At 64.6% G+C, this 18,506-nt stretch carries 19 protein-coding genes; 15 read left to right on the top strand and 4 right to left on the bottom strand.

Annotated elements, in window-relative coordinates:
* The first annotated feature begins 22 nt into the window (after window positions 1–22).
* Together ABH924_RS12605 and ABH924_RS12600 are read left to right on the top strand one after the other, a co-directional pair.
* Window positions 23–508, top strand: a complete 486-nt coding sequence (locus ABH924_RS12605; protein ID WP_404499250.1) for a MarR family winged helix-turn-helix transcriptional regulator — start codon at window positions 23–25, stop codon at window positions 506–508.
* Between the two features lie 141 nt (window positions 509–649).
* Window positions 650–952 (top strand): DUF4193 domain-containing protein, encoded by a 303-nt coding sequence (locus tag ABH924_RS12600; protein WP_059389433.1) that lies wholly within the window; start codon window positions 650–652, stop codon window positions 950–952.
* A 69-nt stretch (window positions 953–1,021) separates the two neighbouring features.
* Here the strand turns inward: ABH924_RS12600 and ABH924_RS12595 are convergent, their stop codons facing one another.
* Window positions 1,022–2,527: a CHAD domain-containing protein gene (locus ABH924_RS12595; protein ID WP_404499247.1), complete on the bottom strand. Its 1,506-nt coding sequence runs from the start codon at window positions 2,525–2,527 to the stop codon at window positions 1,022–1,024.
* A gap of 190 nt (window positions 2,528–2,717) precedes the next feature.
* Here ABH924_RS12595 and ABH924_RS12590 point away from each other — a divergent pair, with 190 nt between their 5' ends.
* From ABH924_RS12590 to ABH924_RS12580, 3 genes are all read left to right on the top strand, one after another.
* A complete protein-coding gene (locus ABH924_RS12590) occupies window positions 2,718–3,386 on the top strand; it encodes an alpha/beta fold hydrolase (protein ID WP_404499245.1) in 669 nt (222 codons plus the stop codon).
* Window positions 3,387–3,590: 204 nt separating this feature from the next.
* Window positions 3,591–4,085 carry an ester cyclase gene (locus ABH924_RS12585; RefSeq protein WP_404499243.1) on the top strand — a complete coding sequence of 165 codons (495 nt, stop codon included), beginning with the start codon at window positions 3,591–3,593 and terminating at the stop codon, window positions 4,083–4,085.
* 111 nt (window positions 4,086–4,196) lie between these two features.
* Window positions 4,197–4,496: a ribbon-helix-helix domain-containing protein gene (locus tag ABH924_RS12580; RefSeq protein WP_234753358.1), complete on the top strand. Its 300-nt coding sequence runs from the start codon at window positions 4,197–4,199 to the stop codon at window positions 4,494–4,496.
* 191 nt (window positions 4,497–4,687) lie between these two features.
* On the opposite strand, the gene ABH924_RS12575 is transcribed toward ABH924_RS12580, so the two are convergent.
* The 3 genes from ABH924_RS12575 to ABH924_RS12565 all read right to left on the bottom strand — a co-directional run bounded on the left by ABH924_RS12575 (window position 4,688) and on the right by ABH924_RS12565 (window position 7,990).
* Window positions 4,688–5,029, bottom strand: coding sequence for a hypothetical protein (locus ABH924_RS12575; protein ID WP_404499241.1), 342 nt, complete (start codon window positions 5,027–5,029; stop codon window positions 4,688–4,690).
* Window positions 5,030–5,201: 172 nt separating this feature from the next.
* Window positions 5,202–6,905 (bottom strand): alkaline phosphatase family protein, encoded by a 1,704-nt coding sequence (locus ABH924_RS12570; protein WP_404499239.1) that lies wholly within the window; start codon window positions 6,903–6,905, stop codon window positions 5,202–5,204.
* A gap of 221 nt (window positions 6,906–7,126) precedes the next feature.
* Window positions 7,127–7,990 carry an IclR family transcriptional regulator gene (locus ABH924_RS12565; RefSeq protein ID WP_234753366.1) on the bottom strand — a complete coding sequence of 288 codons (864 nt, stop codon included), beginning with the start codon at window positions 7,988–7,990 and terminating at the stop codon, window positions 7,127–7,129.
* Between the two features lie 140 nt (window positions 7,991–8,130).
* Here ABH924_RS12565 and ABH924_RS12560 point away from each other — a divergent pair, with 140 nt between their 5' ends.
* The 10 genes from ABH924_RS12560 to ABH924_RS12515 all read left to right on the top strand — a co-directional run bounded on the left by ABH924_RS12560 (window position 8,131) and on the right by ABH924_RS12515 (window position 18,492).
* A complete protein-coding gene (locus ABH924_RS12560; RefSeq protein WP_404499237.1) occupies window positions 8,131–8,796 on the top strand; it encodes an ABC transporter permease in 666 nt (221 codons plus the stop codon).
* Window positions 8,789–9,823: an ABC transporter ATP-binding protein gene (locus ABH924_RS12555; protein ID WP_404499235.1), complete on the top strand. Its 1,035-nt coding sequence runs from the start codon at window positions 8,789–8,791 to the stop codon at window positions 9,821–9,823. Before ABH924_RS12560 ends, ABH924_RS12555 begins: the two co-directional genes overlap by 8 nt.
* Window positions 9,820–10,605 carry an ABC transporter permease gene (locus ABH924_RS12550; protein WP_234753372.1) on the top strand — a complete coding sequence of 262 codons (786 nt, stop codon included), beginning with the start codon at window positions 9,820–9,822 and terminating at the stop codon, window positions 10,603–10,605. The genes ABH924_RS12555 and ABH924_RS12550 overlap by 4 nt, the downstream gene beginning before the upstream one ends.
* Window positions 10,606–10,719: 114 nt before the next feature.
* Window positions 10,720–11,631 carry a glycine betaine ABC transporter substrate-binding protein gene (locus tag ABH924_RS12545; RefSeq protein WP_404499233.1) on the top strand — a complete coding sequence of 304 codons (912 nt, stop codon included), beginning with the start codon at window positions 10,720–10,722 and terminating at the stop codon, window positions 11,629–11,631.
* 2 nt (window positions 11,632–11,633) lie between these two features.
* Complete coding sequence (gene fae, locus ABH924_RS12540; protein ID WP_404499231.1) at window positions 11,634–12,140, top strand: formaldehyde-activating enzyme; 507 nt, start codon at window positions 11,634–11,636, stop codon at window positions 12,138–12,140.
* Window positions 12,141–12,145: 5 nt separating this feature from the next.
* A complete protein-coding gene (locus tag ABH924_RS12535) occupies window positions 12,146–13,249 on the top strand; it encodes a mandelate racemase/muconate lactonizing enzyme family protein (protein WP_404499229.1) in 1,104 nt (367 codons plus the stop codon).
* A gap of 10 nt (window positions 13,250–13,259) precedes the next feature.
* Entirely contained in the window at window positions 13,260–14,780 is a 1,521-nt protein-coding gene (locus tag ABH924_RS12530) for an aldehyde dehydrogenase (protein ID WP_404499227.1), read from the top strand.
* 21 nt (window positions 14,781–14,801) lie between these two features.
* Window positions 14,802–15,797, top strand: coding sequence for an NAD(P)-dependent oxidoreductase (locus tag ABH924_RS12525; RefSeq protein WP_404499225.1), 996 nt, complete (start codon window positions 14,802–14,804; stop codon window positions 15,795–15,797).
* A 1-nt stretch (window position 15,798) separates the two neighbouring features.
* On the top strand, window positions 15,799–16,986 hold the full coding sequence (locus tag ABH924_RS12520; RefSeq protein ID WP_404499223.1) for an iron-containing alcohol dehydrogenase family protein: 1,188 nt from the start codon (window positions 15,799–15,801) through the stop codon (window positions 16,984–16,986).
* Entirely contained in the window at window positions 16,987–18,492 is a 1,506-nt protein-coding gene (locus ABH924_RS12515; protein ID WP_404499221.1) for an NAD-dependent succinate-semialdehyde dehydrogenase, read from the top strand.
* The last annotated feature ends 14 nt before the right edge of the window (window positions 18,493–18,506 follow it).

The following is an 18,506-nucleotide window of genomic DNA, read 5'->3' as shown; positions in this document are numbered from 1 at the left end:
GTCAAGCATGTATTCTGAATCCATGGACTTAGCCACACCGGGCCGGCCGAAACGGACCGCTTTTCTCTTGTCGCAGCTTGGTGCCGTGGCGTCGTCGCGTTTTGCCGACCGCACACGGGAGATCGGCCTCACGCCGGGCGACGCCGGTGTCATCCGCCTGCTCGGACGCGCCCCCGGGTTGAGCCAGCGCTCCCTCGCGGACAGGCTCGGTGCCGTCCCCAGCCGGGTGGTTTCACTCATCGACTCGCTTCAGGAGCGCGGCCTCGTGGAGAGGGTGCGCAGCAGTACGGACCGGCGGAACTATGAACTCCACCTCACGAACGCCGGCAAGCGCGTGCTGGGGGAACTGCGCGGGATCGCAGAACAGCATGAAGCGGAGCTTCTGGCCCCGCTGACAACGGAGCAGATTGCCCAGCTTGACGTGCTTCTCGCGCAGCTCGCCAGCGGCCACGGGCTGGACAGGGACCTCCACCGCGATGTCGGACGCGACGGCGGACGTAGCGCCTGATCGGGCGCCCGCGCCTCGTGCCGTCGTCGGGAGCTATCATGACGATCGGGCCACGATTTTCGCCACTATGTGGGGAATAGCAGCTGCATGGTGTATGTTGCACATTCGCCAGCAAATATACAAGAGAAGAGATAACACCAGGTGGCAACCGATTACGACGAACTCCGCTCCGACGTCGCGGAATCCCAAAGCACGTCACTTCAGGCCCTGCAGTCTGCCAATGCTCCGGACGCGCGCAGCGTTGTACGCGAGCTGGACGAGGCCGATGCTTTTGAAGGCAACGAGGTACCAGGCGGCGAATTCGTGGCCGAGGAACTGATCATTGCGGTCGTTCCCCAGAAGGAAGACGAGTTCACGTGCTACTCGTGTTTCCTCGTCCGTCACCGCTCCCAGATTGCCCGTGAAAAGAACGGCCACGCGTATTGCGTGGAGTGCGAAGGCTGAGCCTCTGAGACCCAGCCCCGCCCCTACCAGCCCCCTACCTCACTGTTGGGTTCCTCACAGTCCCGTCCCTCACAGGGGATTCAGGCGCTTCTTCTTGGCGAGCTTTTCATAGCGGGCCCCTGAGTCCGCGGCTCGCTGCTCCTCGGCAGCGAGCAGGGGGCCATAAGGCGAGTTGTCCTCCACCGATCCGCCGGCATCGTTTGCGAGGCGGAGCAGCACCGAACGGCTTACGACGCTGTCCTGGTGCTCTCCTAGGATTTTCTGGAACTCGCGGGCGTCACGGACCAAGCGCACAGCGGGCTTCCCATGAACGTCTTGCAACGCTTCGGCCGCATGGCGCAGCCGTTTGGCGTCTTTGCGGACCTGATGCAACGCCGTGTCGTTTTCGACGCCGGTGTGCTGGGCCGCCGCCTTCTGTGACCGGCGCAGCCGCTTGATCGCTTTGTCGGCCAGCTTGGCCGTGACTGGGCGGGCCTTCTTCCCGGCACGAGGCATCGTGGGAGGCGTGTCGCGGAAATCCTCAAGCGCTTCCAGGAGCCGGAAATAGCGTTTCGTTCCCAAGGAGCGGAGCATCTCGCGATACCCGGAGTTGAAGGCGGCCTCGAGTTCGTCATTGATCCTGGAGGCGGCTGGAGCTGGCACCAGGCCGTCGGGTTGCTCATTCAGGAGTTCCCCGATCCGGTCGCGCAGCACCTCGGCATCCCGGGCCTTGCCCAGGACCTTGGTCAGCCATTTCAGTTCGGATTTGAGCTGATCACCGGCGTCGGCGTCGAAGAGCTTGCCGTAGGCGGACAACGTCGAGCGGAGCCTGCGGGTGGCTGAGCGCATGCCGTGAACGGCGTCGTCGGCGCCTTGCCGGACTCCGGAGTCCAGGGCGGTGATTTCGGCAATCTGCGCGGCTATGTAGGCAACTATTGCGTTTCCCGCAGAACCCTTCGGACGGGCTTTTGGTGGCGCCGGCACGGCGGCTGGCCAGGCGGTTCCGAATGCGCGGGCCAGCTTGGAAGCGTGCTCCGAGGGGGTTGCGCCGGTCCCCGACAAGACGCGCTCCGCACTCTCAAACAGGGCTTCATCGCCGTGGACCAGCTCGATTTCCCATTCCCGCCATTGCCTCTCCAGCTGCATGGGGTGCAAGGTCTCGGCTGTCACGTGGTCATCCACGAAGTCGGCCAGGGTGACGTCCTCGCTTCCGTGCAGCCGGTGCAAAATGCGGCGAGTGTGGATCCGCGCCACGGGCCTTAGCTCATCGCCGCGGGTGAACACGAGGAGCTTCTCTGCCAGTTCCTCTGGAACGGACTCAGGCTGGCCAAGCGGCGCCTGGATCTCCACGCGCGTGCCCCGGTCTGCCGGCAGTTTCAGATGCCAGCCTGAATCGGTGCCGCCGGTGCGGCGCCGCAAGGTGATGCGGTGCTTGGCAAGGATGAGGCCGTCCGTGTCGAAGTAGACGGCCTCGAGTTGATGATCTGCAGGGTCTGCGACTTGTTCGACGCCGATGATGTCCCCGAACGCGGGAAGGGGCGTTTCCAAGTCAGCGTCGTACTTGCGTTCTGTTTCCACGGATTCCTGGGTCGACATGTCGTTTCCCGTCCTTCTCGTAGCTGCCCGCACCTATAGGCATCCTCCCACTAGGCCTCGTGCAGGGAAAGACCGGGCGAACGCATCTCCAGCAGGTCCCTTGCGGGCGCGGGGATCTGGGGAAGAATGTGGGCATGAGTTCGACGCCGAGCCTTGGTCCGTTTGTTGATGGTTTCACCGGGGATGCCTCGTGAGCGCGTTCGTGCTCGTGCCGGGGGCGGGCGGCTCGGCCTGGTATTGGAGCCGCGTCGTCCCCCTCTTGCAGGAGGCAGGTCACGATGCTGTCGCCGTTGATCTGCCGGGGGACGACGAAAATGCGGGCCTGCCCGAGTACGCGCGCTTGGTTGAGGCGGCAACCAGTGGCCGGAACGACGTCGTGCTTGTTGCGCAATCGCTCGGCGGTTTCACGGCGCCGATGGTGGGTGCCCGGACCGGCGTCGCAGAGATCGTCTTCGTGAACGCAATGATTCCCAACCCGGGTGAGACCCCCGGTGCATGGTGGGACAACACGGGCTGGGAGGACGCACGCAAGCGTGCTGCCGCGGCCGGCGGCTACAGCGAAGAGTTCGATGTGAACGAGTACTTCCTCCATGACGTTCCGCCGGAGGTTGCTGCCGAGGGGGAGCCGTACCAACGGCCCGAAGCGAACGCAGTCTTCGCGTCGAGCTGCGAATTCGTGGAGTGGCCGGCGGTGCCCATCAGGGTGCTCAGCGGCGAGGGGGACCGGTTCTTCCCGCTTGAGTTCCAGCGCAGGGTGGCGCGCGATCGCCTAGGGCTTGAGCCGGATGTCCTGCCCGGCGGGCATCTCCTTGGGCTGTCGAATCCGGCCGGGGTTGCTGACTACCTCTTGCACCGATGAACTTTTTGCGACCGCGGGCGTCCGATTCCCTAGACCGGAATCGACCCAAGCCCTAAGATCACTCTGACGGCACCAGCTCTGGCTGATCGATGTCCGTCGCGGTCTCACCCTCAGCGTGAGCGCCGGGTCCGTTCCGCGACTCCTGGGTCTTCGAACGGGCCCGGTCGACCTCCGCTTGACCTCCTATCCGGAGGAGGCCTTCCTATGAGTGAAGCCAACAAGGAACTGGTGCGGCGCCACTTCGAGGAAATCTGGAACCAGAGGCAACTGGACGTTTGCGACCAGATCATGGCCGATTCATACGTCGAACACGCCTGGGCTCCTTTCGGGACTACCGAGCCAGGCGCCGTCGTCGGACCCCAAGCGATGCGCGAAACCGTGCAGTGGCTACTTGCCCAGTTTCCCGACATCACCATGACGATCGAGGCGATTGCCGCGGACGGCGACACGGTGGCCGTCCGCGTCTTGTCGGAAGGCACCAACCTCGGGCACCTTAACGGGCGGGGTCCTGCCACCGGCAAACGGATGTCCGCGCGTCAATCGCACTGGTTCAGGATCGAGGACGGCAAGCTCGCTGAGCATTGGGCCACTCGTGATGACCTCACGGCGATGCTTCAGCTTGGGGTCATCAAGCACCCCGGTCCGCCGAAAATCGTGGCGATGATCCAGCGACTGGCAGGCCGCCCAAGCGGAACATGACCGGTGAGCGCGCCAAGATGTGGGATTGCGGCGATAGTTAGAGAGTAGTTACTCGTAGATGGTGACTGCGGCCCGCCAACGGAGGATGCTTGATTGTTGGGAGGGAAAATCATGACACGAGATGTGAGTCATTTCGAGCGCCTTTCAGCGTGGACTGAAAACGACATGAAGCCAGCCGTCGGCAAGCTGTTGCGCGGTGATGGTTTGCCTGCCGATGCCCGGGAAAGCAACCATCCCTCGCCCCTGGATTTCCAGATCCCTGAGGAACTGGACCGCGCCCTGGAGTCGGCTTCGCAAACGCTCAGTCTTACGCCCAGCGAGATCCTGCGCGAGGCCCTGTCCGAATGGCTGGGCAGCCACGGACAGCCGGCCACGGGCCACCATCCATTCGGGAAACACACCGCGCTGTAACGAGCGCCGGCTGCGGGTCGCGGGCCGCGGAGCTGCAGCCGTTACTGGAGGCTGCCCTGAACAGCGTCTCCGTGCCGCGCCGAACGGAACGGCGATGCCGCAAGGAACACCGCCGCCGCCGTCCGCCGACGCGGGCCACCCGAGGACCGGGCGCCGATGGCCAGTCCCCGGGTATGGAATGCAAACTGCCTTTAGCCGCCGCAGTACTTGCTGTAATTGGTGCCCGCGTTCTGGTAGTCGTTCTTCAGTGCATTGAGCTTCGCGGTATCCGGGTTGTCCTTCGCGGACTCGTCCAGGTAGTCCACAATCGTCTTCAGGGTGGGCTTCAGCTCATCTGAGGACACGGCTTCGATCGGGCGGAGCTGGTTGGCTACCCGGATGGTTCCCGTTTTGTCCGTGGTGTTCGTGGGGTTCGAGATGACGGTCTTGACCCGGCTGCAGGTGTCCGCGGTGCTCAGCTGCTGCGGTGCGGAGCAAGCTGAAGCGGAGAGGACGAGCCCGGCCGCGAGCAGGGCTGTGGTGATTTTCTTCATGGTTCCCTCAGTAGTTGCTGACGTTTGATTGTAAGCAGACGTGGCGCGGCGCCCAATGCAGGCTTGGCCAGCGGAAGGTCTACTGCGTGCATCCTATGGCCTGATGATGACAAGGGAGGGGCCCCTCGGCCGTCCGGCCGCGGAACCCCTCCAGTGTTCGAAGCGCGCTGGATCAGCGCTGGGGGAGTGCCTTGGTCCCCTCGATCTGCACGGCCTGCAGCTTGTTCGGATCAAGGCCAAGGGTCTTCAGGATGGTCGGCGCAATCTGCGTCGTCTCGACCGCGGTGGTCACGGTCCGGGCGTGTTCGTCGTTGGTGCCGGAGACCACGAGCGGCACATCGCGGTCGTCCGCGCTGGCTCCACCGTGTTCGGCGATCTTGGCCTTGCCGCCGGTGTAAACCACGCCGGTCTGGGCGATGCCCAGGATGTCCGGGTAGCGTGCATCGCTGGTTTGGGTGCCGAAGTAGTTTGCAACTTCGCTGCCCGCGTACACCTTGCTCAACCCCGAGGTTGTCACGGTCTTGGCAGCACCGTTGATGTCGTTACCTGCTGCGGAGTGCGCTGCCAGGTAGTCCTTGGCGAACTGCGCAGCTGCCTGCGAGTGGTCCGAAAGCCACAGCTGCATGATGTCGTCGTCGGTGGAGAACGCCACGAGGTCTGCGGAGCCGGGGTGGGCCGACTTCCATGCGGCGTTCAGGCCGTCGATGATTGCGCTGTCAGGCACCCTCGTCAGTGTCGAAGAGTCCACGGGGGACTGTCCGTGCTTGGCAGAAAGGATCACCGTGGTGTCCTTCGCGTGGCCGGAAGCGGCCAGTGCAGACTCGAACTTCCCGACAGAGGCGTTGACGAAGTCCAGGGCTTTGCTCAAGAGCGGCCCGGGAACGGTGCCGCCCTGAAGGTAACCGCCGGTGAGGCCGTCCGACGTCGGGAGCTTCTGTGCCGTCGAGACGGCCTGGAAGTTCATCCCGAAGATGCCCGGGACTGCGGCCGCCTTGGTGCCTGAGTGGTCCTTGCCGTCGATTTCGTTCAGCACGGCCTGGACCTTGTAGCCGTCGTACTGCTGGGTTGCGGCGTTGTCCTGCGTCCAGTCGCCGGTGAACGGAGCGGCGGCTTTGCTGTTGATCTCCGGGGTGAACAGGTCATCCAGGCCCTTGCCGGAAGGGCCGTTCAGGATTTCGTAGGCCGGGTGCTTGTCCGACCACGCCGTGGTCAGCCCGGCGCTCTTCGCCACTTCGAAGACCGTGTTTACCTTCAAGTACTGGTGGGGGTAGACCGGCTTGCAGCTCGCCGGGTCAACCGGGAGGGCGGCCGGGTCAAGGAGTGCGCCGGGTTGTCCCGTCATGTTCAGGATGCTGGCCGGAAGCCCGGGCAGGCCCTGGCCGGCGTCGAGGGCGTTCTGGTTCTTGTCGGCGGCTTCGGTGAAGGCCACTTCGGCGCCGGGCGCAGTGTTCTTGCAGTCCGTTGTGCCTGCCGGCAGGAGTGACCTGTTGAAGGTGTCGTCATAGTAGACGCCGGTGGTCCCGGGATTGCCGCCGGTCAGCTGGCCGACCATGCCGGGGAAGGAATCCGAAGGCACGGGAGTCTGGGCGTGCGTGTAGCTGGTGCCGTGGTTGACCAGCGACGCCAGCGCCGACGTCGGGTGGTTCTTCACGTACAAATCCAGGTCCTTCTGGTGGAGGCCGTCCACCGAAAGCAGCAGGACGTGCTTCGATGTTTCGCCCTGGCCCTTGCTGTTGTCGGATCCCTGCTGGCCCTGGACGTCCTGGCCGCCGCGTGAAGCGTCGTCGGCCATGGCCGGCGCCACCGCGGATCCGGCCATGAGCACGGCCCCCAGGACCGCTGCTGTGGCAAGTCCGTTTTTCTTGGCTGTCTTCATCAAAATAAGACCCTTCGCTATTGCGTTCTTATCGATCGAGAATGCGTCCCCGGATGATTCTTGTTGCGGGGAGGGCATCCGTCTCGCCGATCGGGGCTCACGGCGGAAACGTTCACGATAGGTTCAATTGCGGGTAGCCGAACTCTTCCGAAACTCACAGGAAATCCGCGTACCCCCGGGCGGCCGGGGGTACGCGGGCTTCTGCGAACAGGGCCTACCGCCTACGCGACGGGCGCCCCCAAGGACACCGAGAACTCCATTGCCACTTTCGCCGCCAGAGCCCCGGCCTGCTCCAGATGGCGGCCGAAGCGCTGCTTCGGGGCGCTGACATTGAACGCCGCCACGATCCGCTTCTTGAAGTCGTAAACTGGGGCTGAAACGCCCACCACCCCGAGTTCGAACTCTTCATCAACTACTGCATAACCGCGCCGGCGAATCAGGGAAATTTCGGCGCAAAGGTCCTCGAAGCTCTGGATCTTGTTGGGCCGGTGTCCGGGTTGGCCTTGCCCTGCTTCCAATGCCAGGGGGGAGAGATCCTGCAATTCCGAGGCTTTGGCGGCGTTGGTGTCATACCAATCGCGAAGGGCTGTAGCATCCCAGTCGCTGACCAGCACGCGCCCCGAGGATGTGCCCCAGGCGTCCACGCTGACGCCTTCCCAGCCAAGTGCCCTGTATGTGTGGTTGGACATCTCGCTCTTCAAGGTAAGCACCGTGCCGCCACGCAGCACGCAGAGGTGCGTGGTTTCGTGGGTGGCTGCGGAGACGCGCTTGAGGAACGGAGTCGAAGCGCTCACCATCCTGGCTTCGGCGGTCCGCGCGGCCAGGGCGTAGAGCCCGTATCCGAGGCTGTACAGCAAGCTATCAGGGTCCCTATCGACCAGGCCGGCCTCTGCAAGGGTGGCCAGCGTCCGGGACACCTGGGCCTTGTCCCGGCCCGCGATTTCCGCCACCTTGCTCACGCCTAGTCCGGAGGCGGCAACCGACTCCGGGGATCCCAGGATTTCCAGAAGCTCCAGATCGCGCCGCAGGCCAGATGAATTGCGCCGCGCAGGACGGGTGGCGGCTGAAGCATTTGAGTCACTCACAAAACGACCATAGCAATGTCGAGTTGACATATCAACAACTCGCATTGCGCAAAAGGGAACTCGCCTCATACGGTTGTGGCATGGCTCACGCAATTGTGAGTCCTCATCCTTGACCCGACGAAGTGAAAAGGAGGATCACGTTGAACGACTCGTTCTTCTCGGACTTCGGTTTGTTCCTCACAAAGAGATCGGCAGAAATCGCCGAATCCGCCACCCAGCATCTCGTGGTTGTTTTGGTTTCCCTGCTGATCGCCACCGTAGTCGGCGTCGGCATCGGAGTGCTTGTCTGGAACAAGCCGGTCAGCCGCTCGGTGGCCATTGCCGGCGCAGGCGTCGGCCTGACCATTCCTTCCATGGCCCTCCTGGCGCTGCTCATCCCGGTGTTGGGTCTCGGCTGGACCCCCACCATCGTGGGACTCGCCTTTTATGCGCTGCTGCCCATCATCCGCAACACCGTTGTTGGATTGCGCGAGGTCCCGCCCGCAGTTTCCGAATCCGCCCTCGGAATGGGAATGGGAACAGTGAAGACGCTGTTCCGGGTGCAGCTGCCGATGGCGTGGCCTGTCGTCCTCACCGGCGTGCGGGTCTCCGCGCAGCTCTCGATGGGAATCGCCGCTATTGCCGCCTATGTGGGAGGACCGGGCCTGGGCGGAATGATCTTCAAGGGCCTGTCCAGCCTTGGTTCAAAGAATGCCCTTAACTTCGCCGTCGTTGGAACCGTCGGCGTCATTGTTCTCGCCCTGCTGGTGGATGCAGCGTTTGTCGCCATCCGCCGCCTCACTACCTCAAGGGGACTTCGTGTCTGAAACAATCTCGCGTCCGGCAGCCGGCGCCCGGATCGTCCTCAAAGACGTCACCAAGACCTATCCCGGCCAGGCCGGACCCGCCGTCGATTCTTTTTCCATGGACATTGCTCCCGGCGAGTTGATCATGTTCGTTGGCCCTTCGGGTTGCGGCAAGACCACCACCATGAAGATGATCAACCGAATCATTGAGCCGACGTCTGGATCGATCACTATCGACGGCGAAGACATCCTCTCCCTGAATCCCAACGAGTTCCGCCGGCGGATCGGCTATGTGATCCAGCAAATCGGCCTGTTCCCGCACATGACCATCGCCGAGAACATCTCCGTGGTCCCTAAGTTGCTCGGCTGGGACAAGAACAAAACGCAAGCCCGCGTCGAAGAGCTGCTCTCCGTCGTCGAACTTGACCCCAAGGTGTTCGCTTCCCGTTACCCGCGCCAGCTATCCGGCGGCCAGCAACAGCGGGTAGGCGTGGCTCGGGCCCTGGCTGCGGATCCGCCCGTCATGCTCATGGACGAGCCCTTTGGTGCAACGGACCCCATCACCCGCGAAAAGCTGCAGAGCGAATTCCTCCGCCTGCAGGAAAAGCTGAGCAAGACGATCGTCTTCGTCACCCACGACTTCGACGAAGCGGTCCGGCTCGGCGATCGCATCGCCGTCCTGTCCGAGCGCTCGCAGATTGAGCAATTCGACACCCCGGCAAACATCCTGGCAAATCCCGCCAACGACTATGTTTCGCAGTTTGTCGGACACGGCGCGGCCCTCAAACGACTGGGGCTGATCCCGGTGAACCAAGCTACGCTCGGCCCCACCGTCGCTGTCCGCGGTGCCATCGAGGTCAGCCTCACCGACTCGCTCCGTGACGCGCTGGATGCCCTGGTCCTCTCCGGCGGGACTCCGGTTGCCGTGGTCAACGGGCAAGGCCGGGCCGTTGGCTCCATCGACATCCAGAAGATCTCCGCCGTGCTGGGGACCGAAGTCCTCCCGGACGCGTTGGCCGGCGGAACGTTGAGCGGAGCCCGGCCATGACGGCCCAGGCCACTTTGGATCTTGCAACCGCCTTCGGAACAGCATCCAACCGGCGCGGGAAGTACTTCTCCTTCAAGCGCTTCGGCACACCGGTTGTCATCGTCCTCGCGTTGCTCGCACTGTCCTTGTGGCTCGGATCGCTTTCCTTGGACTCAATCGAACAACGGACCCTGAACTGGCAATACCTTCAGGACCGCACTTTCGAGCACTTGCGGTTGACGGTTGTCGCGTCGGCGATCGTTGCCGTCATTGCCATCCCGGCCGGCATCGCGCTGAGCCGTATCCACTCAAGGACCGTCCATGCTGTGGTGTTCGGCATCGCCAACGTCGGCCAGTCCACTCCGGCAATCGGCCTGGTGATCCTGTTGGCCATTGTCTGGAAACTCGGCTTCGAAGTGGCCCTCGTCGGCTTGGTGGCGTACTCCGTTCTGCCCGTTTTGCGGAACACCCTGGTGGGGCTGGAACAAGTGGACTCGAGCCTCACTGAAGCAGCCCGGGGAATGGGCATGCACCCCCTCCAAGTCCTCACCCGGATCGAACTGCCCCTGGCAATCCCGGTGATCGTGGCCGGCCTGCGCACGGCCTTGGTGTTCTGCGTCGGCGTGGCCACGGTGGCCACCTTCATCAACGCCGGTGGCTTGGGCGACATGATCGTCAACGGCCTCAAACTCCAACGTTGGCCCGTGCTCATCACCGGTGCCGTGGTGGTTTCCTGCATCGCCCTGGCTATCGACTGGATCGCGGGGCTGGCCGAAGACCTGCTCACACCCAAAGGCCTCTGAGTCTCCGGCCTCTGACACCAGGGACCAAGAATTCTCCTGAACCAAAAGCCCAAGCATCGAACCCTCCAAGCGTTCCCCTCAGTGGCGCCTGCCCACTTCAGTAAAGGACCCAACATGAAGAAACCAGTTCTCGCACTCCTGGCCACCGGCGTCGTTGCCGCCCTGAGCCTCACCGGATGTGGCGGCTCCGCGAGCTCGTCCACCGACACGGCCAAAGGCAACGAGCTCGACGGGCTGACCGGCGTCATTGGCGCCAAGGACTTCTCCGAGCAGTTCATCCTGTCGAACATCACCAGCCAGGTGCTCAACGCCCACGGCGCCAAGACCACCACCAATACCAAGGTGGTCGGCTCTGCCAATGTCCGCACGGCCTTCGAAACCGGCCAGTTCGCGGGCTACTGGGAATACACCGGTACATCCTGGATCACCTACAACAAGCAGACCACGCCGATCAAGGACAAGAAGGAAATGTTCGACGCCGTGAAGGCCGCCGATGCCAAGAAGGGCATCGCGTGGTTGGACCCGGCGCCGCTGAACAACACCTATGCCTTCGCCATCCGCGAGGACAAGGCCAAAGAGCTGAACATCAAGTCCCTTTCCGACGTCGCGAAACTCCCGGCCAAAGAGCAGACCTTCTGCATGGAAAGTGAATTCTCCACCCGCGACGACGGCTGGCCCGGCCTGAAGAAGGCGTACGGCCTCAGCCCCGACGCGAAGGTTTCCATGCTGGACACGGGCGTCATCTACACCGCCACCCAGAAGGGCCAGGACTGCAATTTCGGTGAAGTCTTCGAAACGGACGGCCGCATCTCGGCGCTGAAGCTCCAGGTCATGCAGGACGACAAGCAGTTCTTCCCGATCTACCAGGGCGCCCTCACCATCAAGGCGGACATGCTCGCCAAGTACCCTGCCATCGCGGACATCATGGCAAAGGTCTCCCCGAAGCTCACCGCCAAGGCCGACGTCGATGGAGACGATCCGGACAAGATCGCCAGCGACTGGCTGAAGTCGGAAGGACTGATCTAGTGATGACTGCGGTGCAAATCGGCGAATCATTCATAGGCGACGGCCCCAACGCTGCCCACGTGAACACGGTCCTCGGCCACAGGGACGGCCCGGCGGGCACCGCCTGGGCCACTGCCCTGGCAACGCCCAGCGCCGGACATGTCCCCTTCGTCACCGTCCTCCGGCCCTCCCTGCCGGTCAAGCCGTTGACACTGTTCGTCACCAAAGCGGCTCCCGTCAATGAGCGGCACGGCAACCTCATTTGGGGCGCCGCCCAGGCGGGCATCGCGGCCGGCGTCGCGGATGCCTTGGCGGACGGCACCGTCACGGCAGAACAGGCCGATTCCCACGTGGTGATCGCCGCCGTCTGGGTCAACCCCGGCGCGGACGACGAAGACGCCGTCTACCGAAACAACCGCGAGTCCGCACGCACCGCCCTGGAAAACGGGGCACAACAGTTGCCCTCAACCGCCGCTGTCATCGAGGCACGCAACGTCCCGTCCAATCCCTTCTTCACTCCGCGAGGCTGACAACAATGAAGATCACCGCCATCCGGCTGACCCGCATGGTTCTGCCCCTCGACCCGCCCTTCAGCGCAGCGTGGGACCCCGTACCGCGCACGACGTTTCCGGCCACGCTTGTGGAAGTGGAAACAGACGAAGGCATCACCGGCGTCGGCTCGGGCGACACCATGGACGGCTTCGAGGCCTACGAGCACCTGTTCATCGGCACGGATCCGTTGACTATCCTCAACCAGGTCCGCCGCATCGAGACCATCAACTTCCATGGCGGCCGCTACTGGCCCTTGGAGGCGGCGCTCTGGGACATCATAGGCAAGGTGGCCGAGCTGCCCGTGGCCATTCTCTTCGGGGGAGCGCGCAACAAACTGCTGGCCTACGCCTCTTCCGGCGAACTGAAGGCTCCAGCGGCCCGGGCCGAGTCCGCGCTCGCCGCCAAGGACCGGGGCTTCAAAGCGATGAAGATCAGGATCGCCCGGGACCACCTTGAGGAGGGCGTGGAATCCGTCCGTGCGGCCCGTGAAGCCGTCGGCAGCGATTTCGACCTCATGGTGGACCTCAACCAGATGTGGCGCATGAGCGGGGACATCGAACCGGCGCTCGAGCTGGCCAAGGTCCACAAGCTGGCAACGCAGTTGGCCGAACTGGGTGTCCGCTGGCTCGAGGAGCCGCTGCCGCAAGCCGACATCAAGGGTGCCCAGCGTGTCCGCGAGCAGACCGGCATCCAGGTTTCGGGCGGCGAAATGGTCCGCAGCATGCCCGAGATGATGGCACTCATTGAAGCCGATGCCTACGACATTTACCAGCCCGATGTCGCCCTGGCGGTAGGCATGTACCGGGCCCGGCAAGTGGCCGAGACCGCCAACCTCAAGCACCGCTTCTTCACTCCGCACACGTGGAGCAACGGCCTGGGCCTGCTGGCCAATCTGCACGTAGCCGCCGGCGTGGACGCGGGGCCATACTTGGAATTCCCCTACGATCCGCCCGGCTGGACCCCCGAACGTCGCGACTTCTTCATGGAGCCGCTGGATATCGATGCCGACGGTGCGCTCCGCGTACCCGACCTTCCGGGCCTGGGTGCGGTCATCGACTACGACGCCGTCAAGAAGTACTCGGTCTAAGGAACGCGCAATGACAGCAACGAAGAACGATTGGATCCAGCGGGCTGGAGCCCAGCGCCCCTCCACTGGTTTGTACATCGACGGCGGCTTCCGCGACGCCCGCAGCGGCGAAACGTTCCCCACGGTCTCGCCCCGCGATGGCTCGGTCACCGCACATATAGCGGCAGCGGGGGAGCAGGACGTTGACGACGCCGTCGTCGCCGCGCACCGCTCCTTCGAGGCCGGTGCATGGTCCAAGACCGACCGGCGCCACCGCCAAGCGGTCCTCACGCGGCTCTCCGAACTCATCGTGGAGAACCTCGAGGAACTTGCCCTTCTGGAATCCACGGACAGCGGCCACCCGATCAGCGATGCGCTCGCCGTCGACGTCCCAAGCTGCGCCCGGACCTTCCGCTGGTACGCGGAAGCCCTCGACAAGGTGTACGACGACGTCGCGCCCACTCCGCGCAACGCGCTCGCCATCATCTCGCGGGAACCGCTCGGCGTGATCGGCGCGGTGGTTCCCTGGAACTACCCGCTGATCATCTCCGCCTGGAAGGTGGCCCCGGCCCTGGCGGCCGGGAACTCCGTGGTCCTCAAGCCTTCCGAACAGACGAGCCTCAGCGCCCTGCGCCTGGCCGAGCTGGCCACCGAGGCCGGTGTCCCGGACGGTGTGTTCAACGTGGTTCCCGGCCTGGGACACGTGGCCGGAGCCGCCCTTGGCCGCCATCCGTTGGTGGACAAAATCACCTTCACCGGATCCCCGGAGGTGGGCAGGTATTTCCAGCGTTATGCTTCCGAATCCAACGGCAAGCAGGTGGCGCTGGAACTCGGCGGAAAGTCCCCTCAAGTGGTGCTGCACGACGTCGGCGACATCGCAGCGTGCGCGTCCGCCGTCGCATGGGGCATCTTCTACAACGCCGGCCAGACCTGCCACGGCGGCTCCCGCCTCCTCGTAGACGAGCGTGTGCACGACGAACTCCTCGAAGAAGTCATCAAGGTGGGCCGTTCCCTGCAGCTTGGCGACCCACTGGACCCTGCAACGCAGATCGGCGCAATCGTCGACCACCAACAGCTGGAGAGCATCCTGGGCTATTACCGCATCGCTGAATCCGAAGGCATCACGGTCGCCAGCGGAGGCGCCCGGATCCGTCCGCCCGGCGTCGAAAACGGCTATTACCTGGAGCCCACGGTCCTGGACCGGGTCGACAACTCCGGGCGCATCGGCCAGGAGGAAATCTTCGGGCCGGTCCTGGCCGTCAGCACCTTCCACGGCGCCTCGGAGGGCGTCCGGATGGCCAACGACAGCAAGTACGGCCTTGCCGCAAGTGTCTGGACGCAGGACATCACGAAGGCACACACCGTGGCCCGCGAATTGCGCGCCGGCACCGTTTGGGTGAATACCTTCGACGTCGCAGACATCATCACGCCGTTCGGCGGCTTCAAGGAGTCCGGCTTCGGCAGGGACCGTTCCCTGCACGCCCTGGACGCCTACTCCGCCTTGAAAACCACATGGATCAACCTGGGCGACGCGGCCCTGGATGACGCCTGACTACCGGAATCGAGACTTGAAATGACAGCAACAACCCACGCCCCTGCCGCCGGGCCGGCTTCACCCGAGACGCCCTTCACCCCAGGTACCGCCCGCATCGGCTTCATCGGCCTCGGCAACATGGGTTCGGGCATGACCCGCAACCTCCAGGCCGCCGGCTTCCACCTGGTCGTCAACGACGTCCGCAAGGAGTCTGCCGCCGATCTCCTCGCCCATGGCGCCGAATGGGCGGAGAGCGCAGCGGCGGTCGCCGCCGGCTCCGACGTCGTGATCACCATGCTCCCCACGCCAAAGCACGTTGAATCCGTCGCCATGGGTCGGGGAGGCATCCTTGAGGGACTGCCCGACGGCGGGACATGGGTGGACATGTCCACTTCTGTCCCGGACGTGGCGAACCGGGTCCGCCGAGCCGGAGAGGTCCGCGGCCTCCGCGTCCTGGACGCGCCCGTGAGCGGTATGTCCGTAGGGGCCGCGAACGGCATGCTGCAGATCTTCGTCGGCGGCGAGGCTGCCGACGTCGAGCGCCTCCGCCCGGTGTTCGAGGCAATGGGCGACCCCGAGCGGATCCTGCACGTGGGCGGCCACGGAGCAGGCTACGCCGTGAAGCTCATGATCAATCAGCTGTGGTTCTCCCACCTCGTAGCCACGGCAGAGGTCCTGAGCACCGGAGTTAAAGCAGGCGTGGACCTGGAAGTCCTACGGCAGGCCCTCATCGCCAGCCCGGCCAACTCGAACTTCGTCCAGAACGATGTCCTGTCCATCCTCAACCACGGTGACTACGACGAAGGTTTCGCGATAGCCCTGGCTTGCAAGGACCTCGGCCTCTCGGTGGACCTCGCCCGTTCCGTGGGGGTGCCCGTGGAACTGTCGTCGCTCGTGGAGCAGCTCTACCGCCGGGCCAAGGCCCTTTACGGCGACAAAGCCGGCGAAATGACGCCCGTGAAACTTTACGAAGACGCCATCGGAATGCAGTTGCGCGCCGCAATCGTACCCGCTACCGCAGCAGAAGGAGCCTGATATGCACACCCGGCCGCAGATCCACGCGGAGCTTGCCTCCACCGAACTGACCCTGGACCCCAAACCAACGGCGTACTTCGGCCGCGGAAAGGTCACCGAGGTGGGCAGGATCGTGGCCGCCCTCGGTGCCAAATCGGCGCTGATCGTCACGGACCCGTTCCTCGCCACCACCGACGTCGTTGCCGCCGTCCGCGCCTCGCTGGAGACGTCCGGACTGGGCGTCACGATCTTCGACGGCGTCACCCCCAACCCGACCACCACTTGCGTCGACGCTGGCTCGGACCTGGCCGCGTCCTCCGGAGTGGACGTCCTCGTGGCCGTGGGCGGCGGCTCGTCCATGGACGCGGCCAAGGGGATCTCGCTGGGCGCCGTGAACCCGGCCCGCGGTGCAGGGCTGGACTACAGCAACCACTTCGCCAACCCCGCGCTGCCTATCGTCGCGGTCCCGACGACGGCCGGCACCGGCGCTGAAGTCAACGCTTTCGGTGTGGTCACCGACGTCGAGGCCCACCGGAAGTTCTACGTCGGCCACGAATCCGCGCTGCCCAAGGCGGCCATCCTCGACCCCGAGCTGACCCTAGGGCTGCCGCCGAAGGCGACCGCCGCCACCGGAATGGATGCGCTCACCCATGCGATCGAGTCCTATTCCTCCATCCGCCGGAACCCCTACTCGGATGGCATCGCCCTCCAGGCAGTGTCCATGGTGGCCGAGTTCCTGCCCCGCGCAGTGGCTGACGGATCGGACCTTGAGGCTCGCTCCCAGCTGCTCCTGGCCTCGCATATTGCAGGCGTCGGCTTCTCGCACACGGGCCTCGGCTTGGTCCACGCCATCGCGCACCCGCTCGGCGGCCGCTTCAACATCCCGCACGGCTTGGCGCTGTGCCTGGTGATCGAGGACGTGCTCCGGCTGAACCTCCGCAACCGTCTGGACCGCACTGCCCGCTTGGCCTTCGCCCTGGGCGTGGGGGACACGGCCGCCACCGTCGAGGCCAACGCCGAGGCTGCGATCGCCGCCGTCGCCGGCTTGGCCCGCGACGTCGGCATGACGGCTCGATTGACCGATTTCGGCGTCACCGCGGCGGACCTGGATTCGCTCGTGGATGACACCCTGGCGGACGCTGTCATCAACAACACACCGGTGCCGCCCACCGCCGCCGAAATCCGCACGATCCTCGAGAAAGCGCTGTAAGTGGAAAACACCCTTGCCCCCGCCGTGCCCGCAACCACCACGATGGACTCGGAACTCGAGTTCATCGCAACGCTGCCGAAGCAGCTGTTCATCGACGGCGAATGGATCGACGCGTCCGACGGCGCCACCTCCGCCGTCGAGGACCCCTCCACGGGTGCCACTCTGGCTTGGGTCTCGGATGCCTCACCGTCCGACGGTGAGCGCGCACTGGCCGCCGCCGCCCGGGTCCAGGACAGCTGGGCTGGGACGCCGCCGCGCGAACGCGGCGAAATCCTGCGTCGCGCCTTCGAGCTGGTCACCGCGCGTGCCGAGGATTTCGCCCTGGCCATGACTCTGGAAATGGGAAAACCGCTGGCAGAGTCGCGGGGTGAAGTGGCCTACGGCGCCGAGTTCCTGCGTTGGTTTTCCGAGGAAGCCGTGCGTATCTCGGGCCGCTATTCCATGGCGCCGGATGGCAAGTCCCGGCTTCTGGTGACCAAGCGTCCCGTGGGTCCGTGCCTGTTCATCACGCCCTGGAATTTCCCGTTGGCCATGGCCACGCGCAAGATCGCGCCGGCCGTCGCCGCAGGCTGCACCATGGTGCTCAAGCCGGCCAACCTGACACCGCTGACGGCACTCCTGCTCACCGAGGTGTTCCAGGAAGCGGGCCTGCCTGCCGGGGTCCTCAACGTCATCCCGACCACGCGCCCCGGCGATGTGACCGGACCGTTGATCCGGGATAGCCGGCTGCGGAAATTGTCCTTCACCGGTTCCACCGGAGTGGGCAGGCAGCTCATCGCCGACTCCGCCCATCAGGTGCTGCGGACCTCCATGGAACTGGGCGGCAACGCACCCTTCCTGGTCTTCGAGGATGCGGAGCTGGAGGCGGCCTTGGACGGAGCCATGCTGGCCAAGCTGCGGAACATGGGCGAGGCCTGCACGGCGGCCAACCGCTTTATCGTCCACGAGTCGCTGGCCCTTCAATTCAGCCAAGGCCTCGCAGACCGCATGGGCTCTCTCAAACTCGGCCGTGGCTCGGCCGAGGGCACCAACATCGGGCCGCTCATCGACGCCAAGAGCCGCGCCAAGGTGGATGAACTGGTGCAGGACGCCATCGCCGGGGGAGCCACGGCACTTACCGGCGGCGCGCCGTCGGACGGTGAGGGCTACTTCTACGCGCCCACGGTACTCACGAACGTGCCGTCGGGCGCGCGGATCCTGCAGGAGGAAGTCTTCGGACCGGTCGCGCCCGTGGTCAGCTTCCGCACCGAGGCCGAGGCGATCGCGCTGGCCAACGACACTGAATTCGGTCTCGTCGCCTACGCGTACACCCGCGACCTCAACCGGGGCATCCGCCTTTCCGAACGGTTGGACGTAGGCATGTTCGGGTTGAATACCGGCATCGTGTCCAACCCCGCTGCCCCGTTCGGTGGCGTCAAGCAGTCCGGGCTAGGCCGCGAAGGCGGCACGGAAGGCATTGAGGAGTACCTGGAAACCCGCTACATCGGTATCTCGGATCCGTCCTGATGGGAACGTGGGCA

Origin of the sequence: Arthrobacter sp. GAS37 (assembly GCF_044908325.1) — a bacterium.
Lineage (GTDB): Bacteria > Actinomycetota > Actinomycetes > Actinomycetales > Micrococcaceae > Arthrobacter > Arthrobacter ramosus.
The sequence above is the reverse complement of the archived record's forward strand: the minus strand, read 5'-3'. Positions and strand labels throughout refer to the sequence as shown.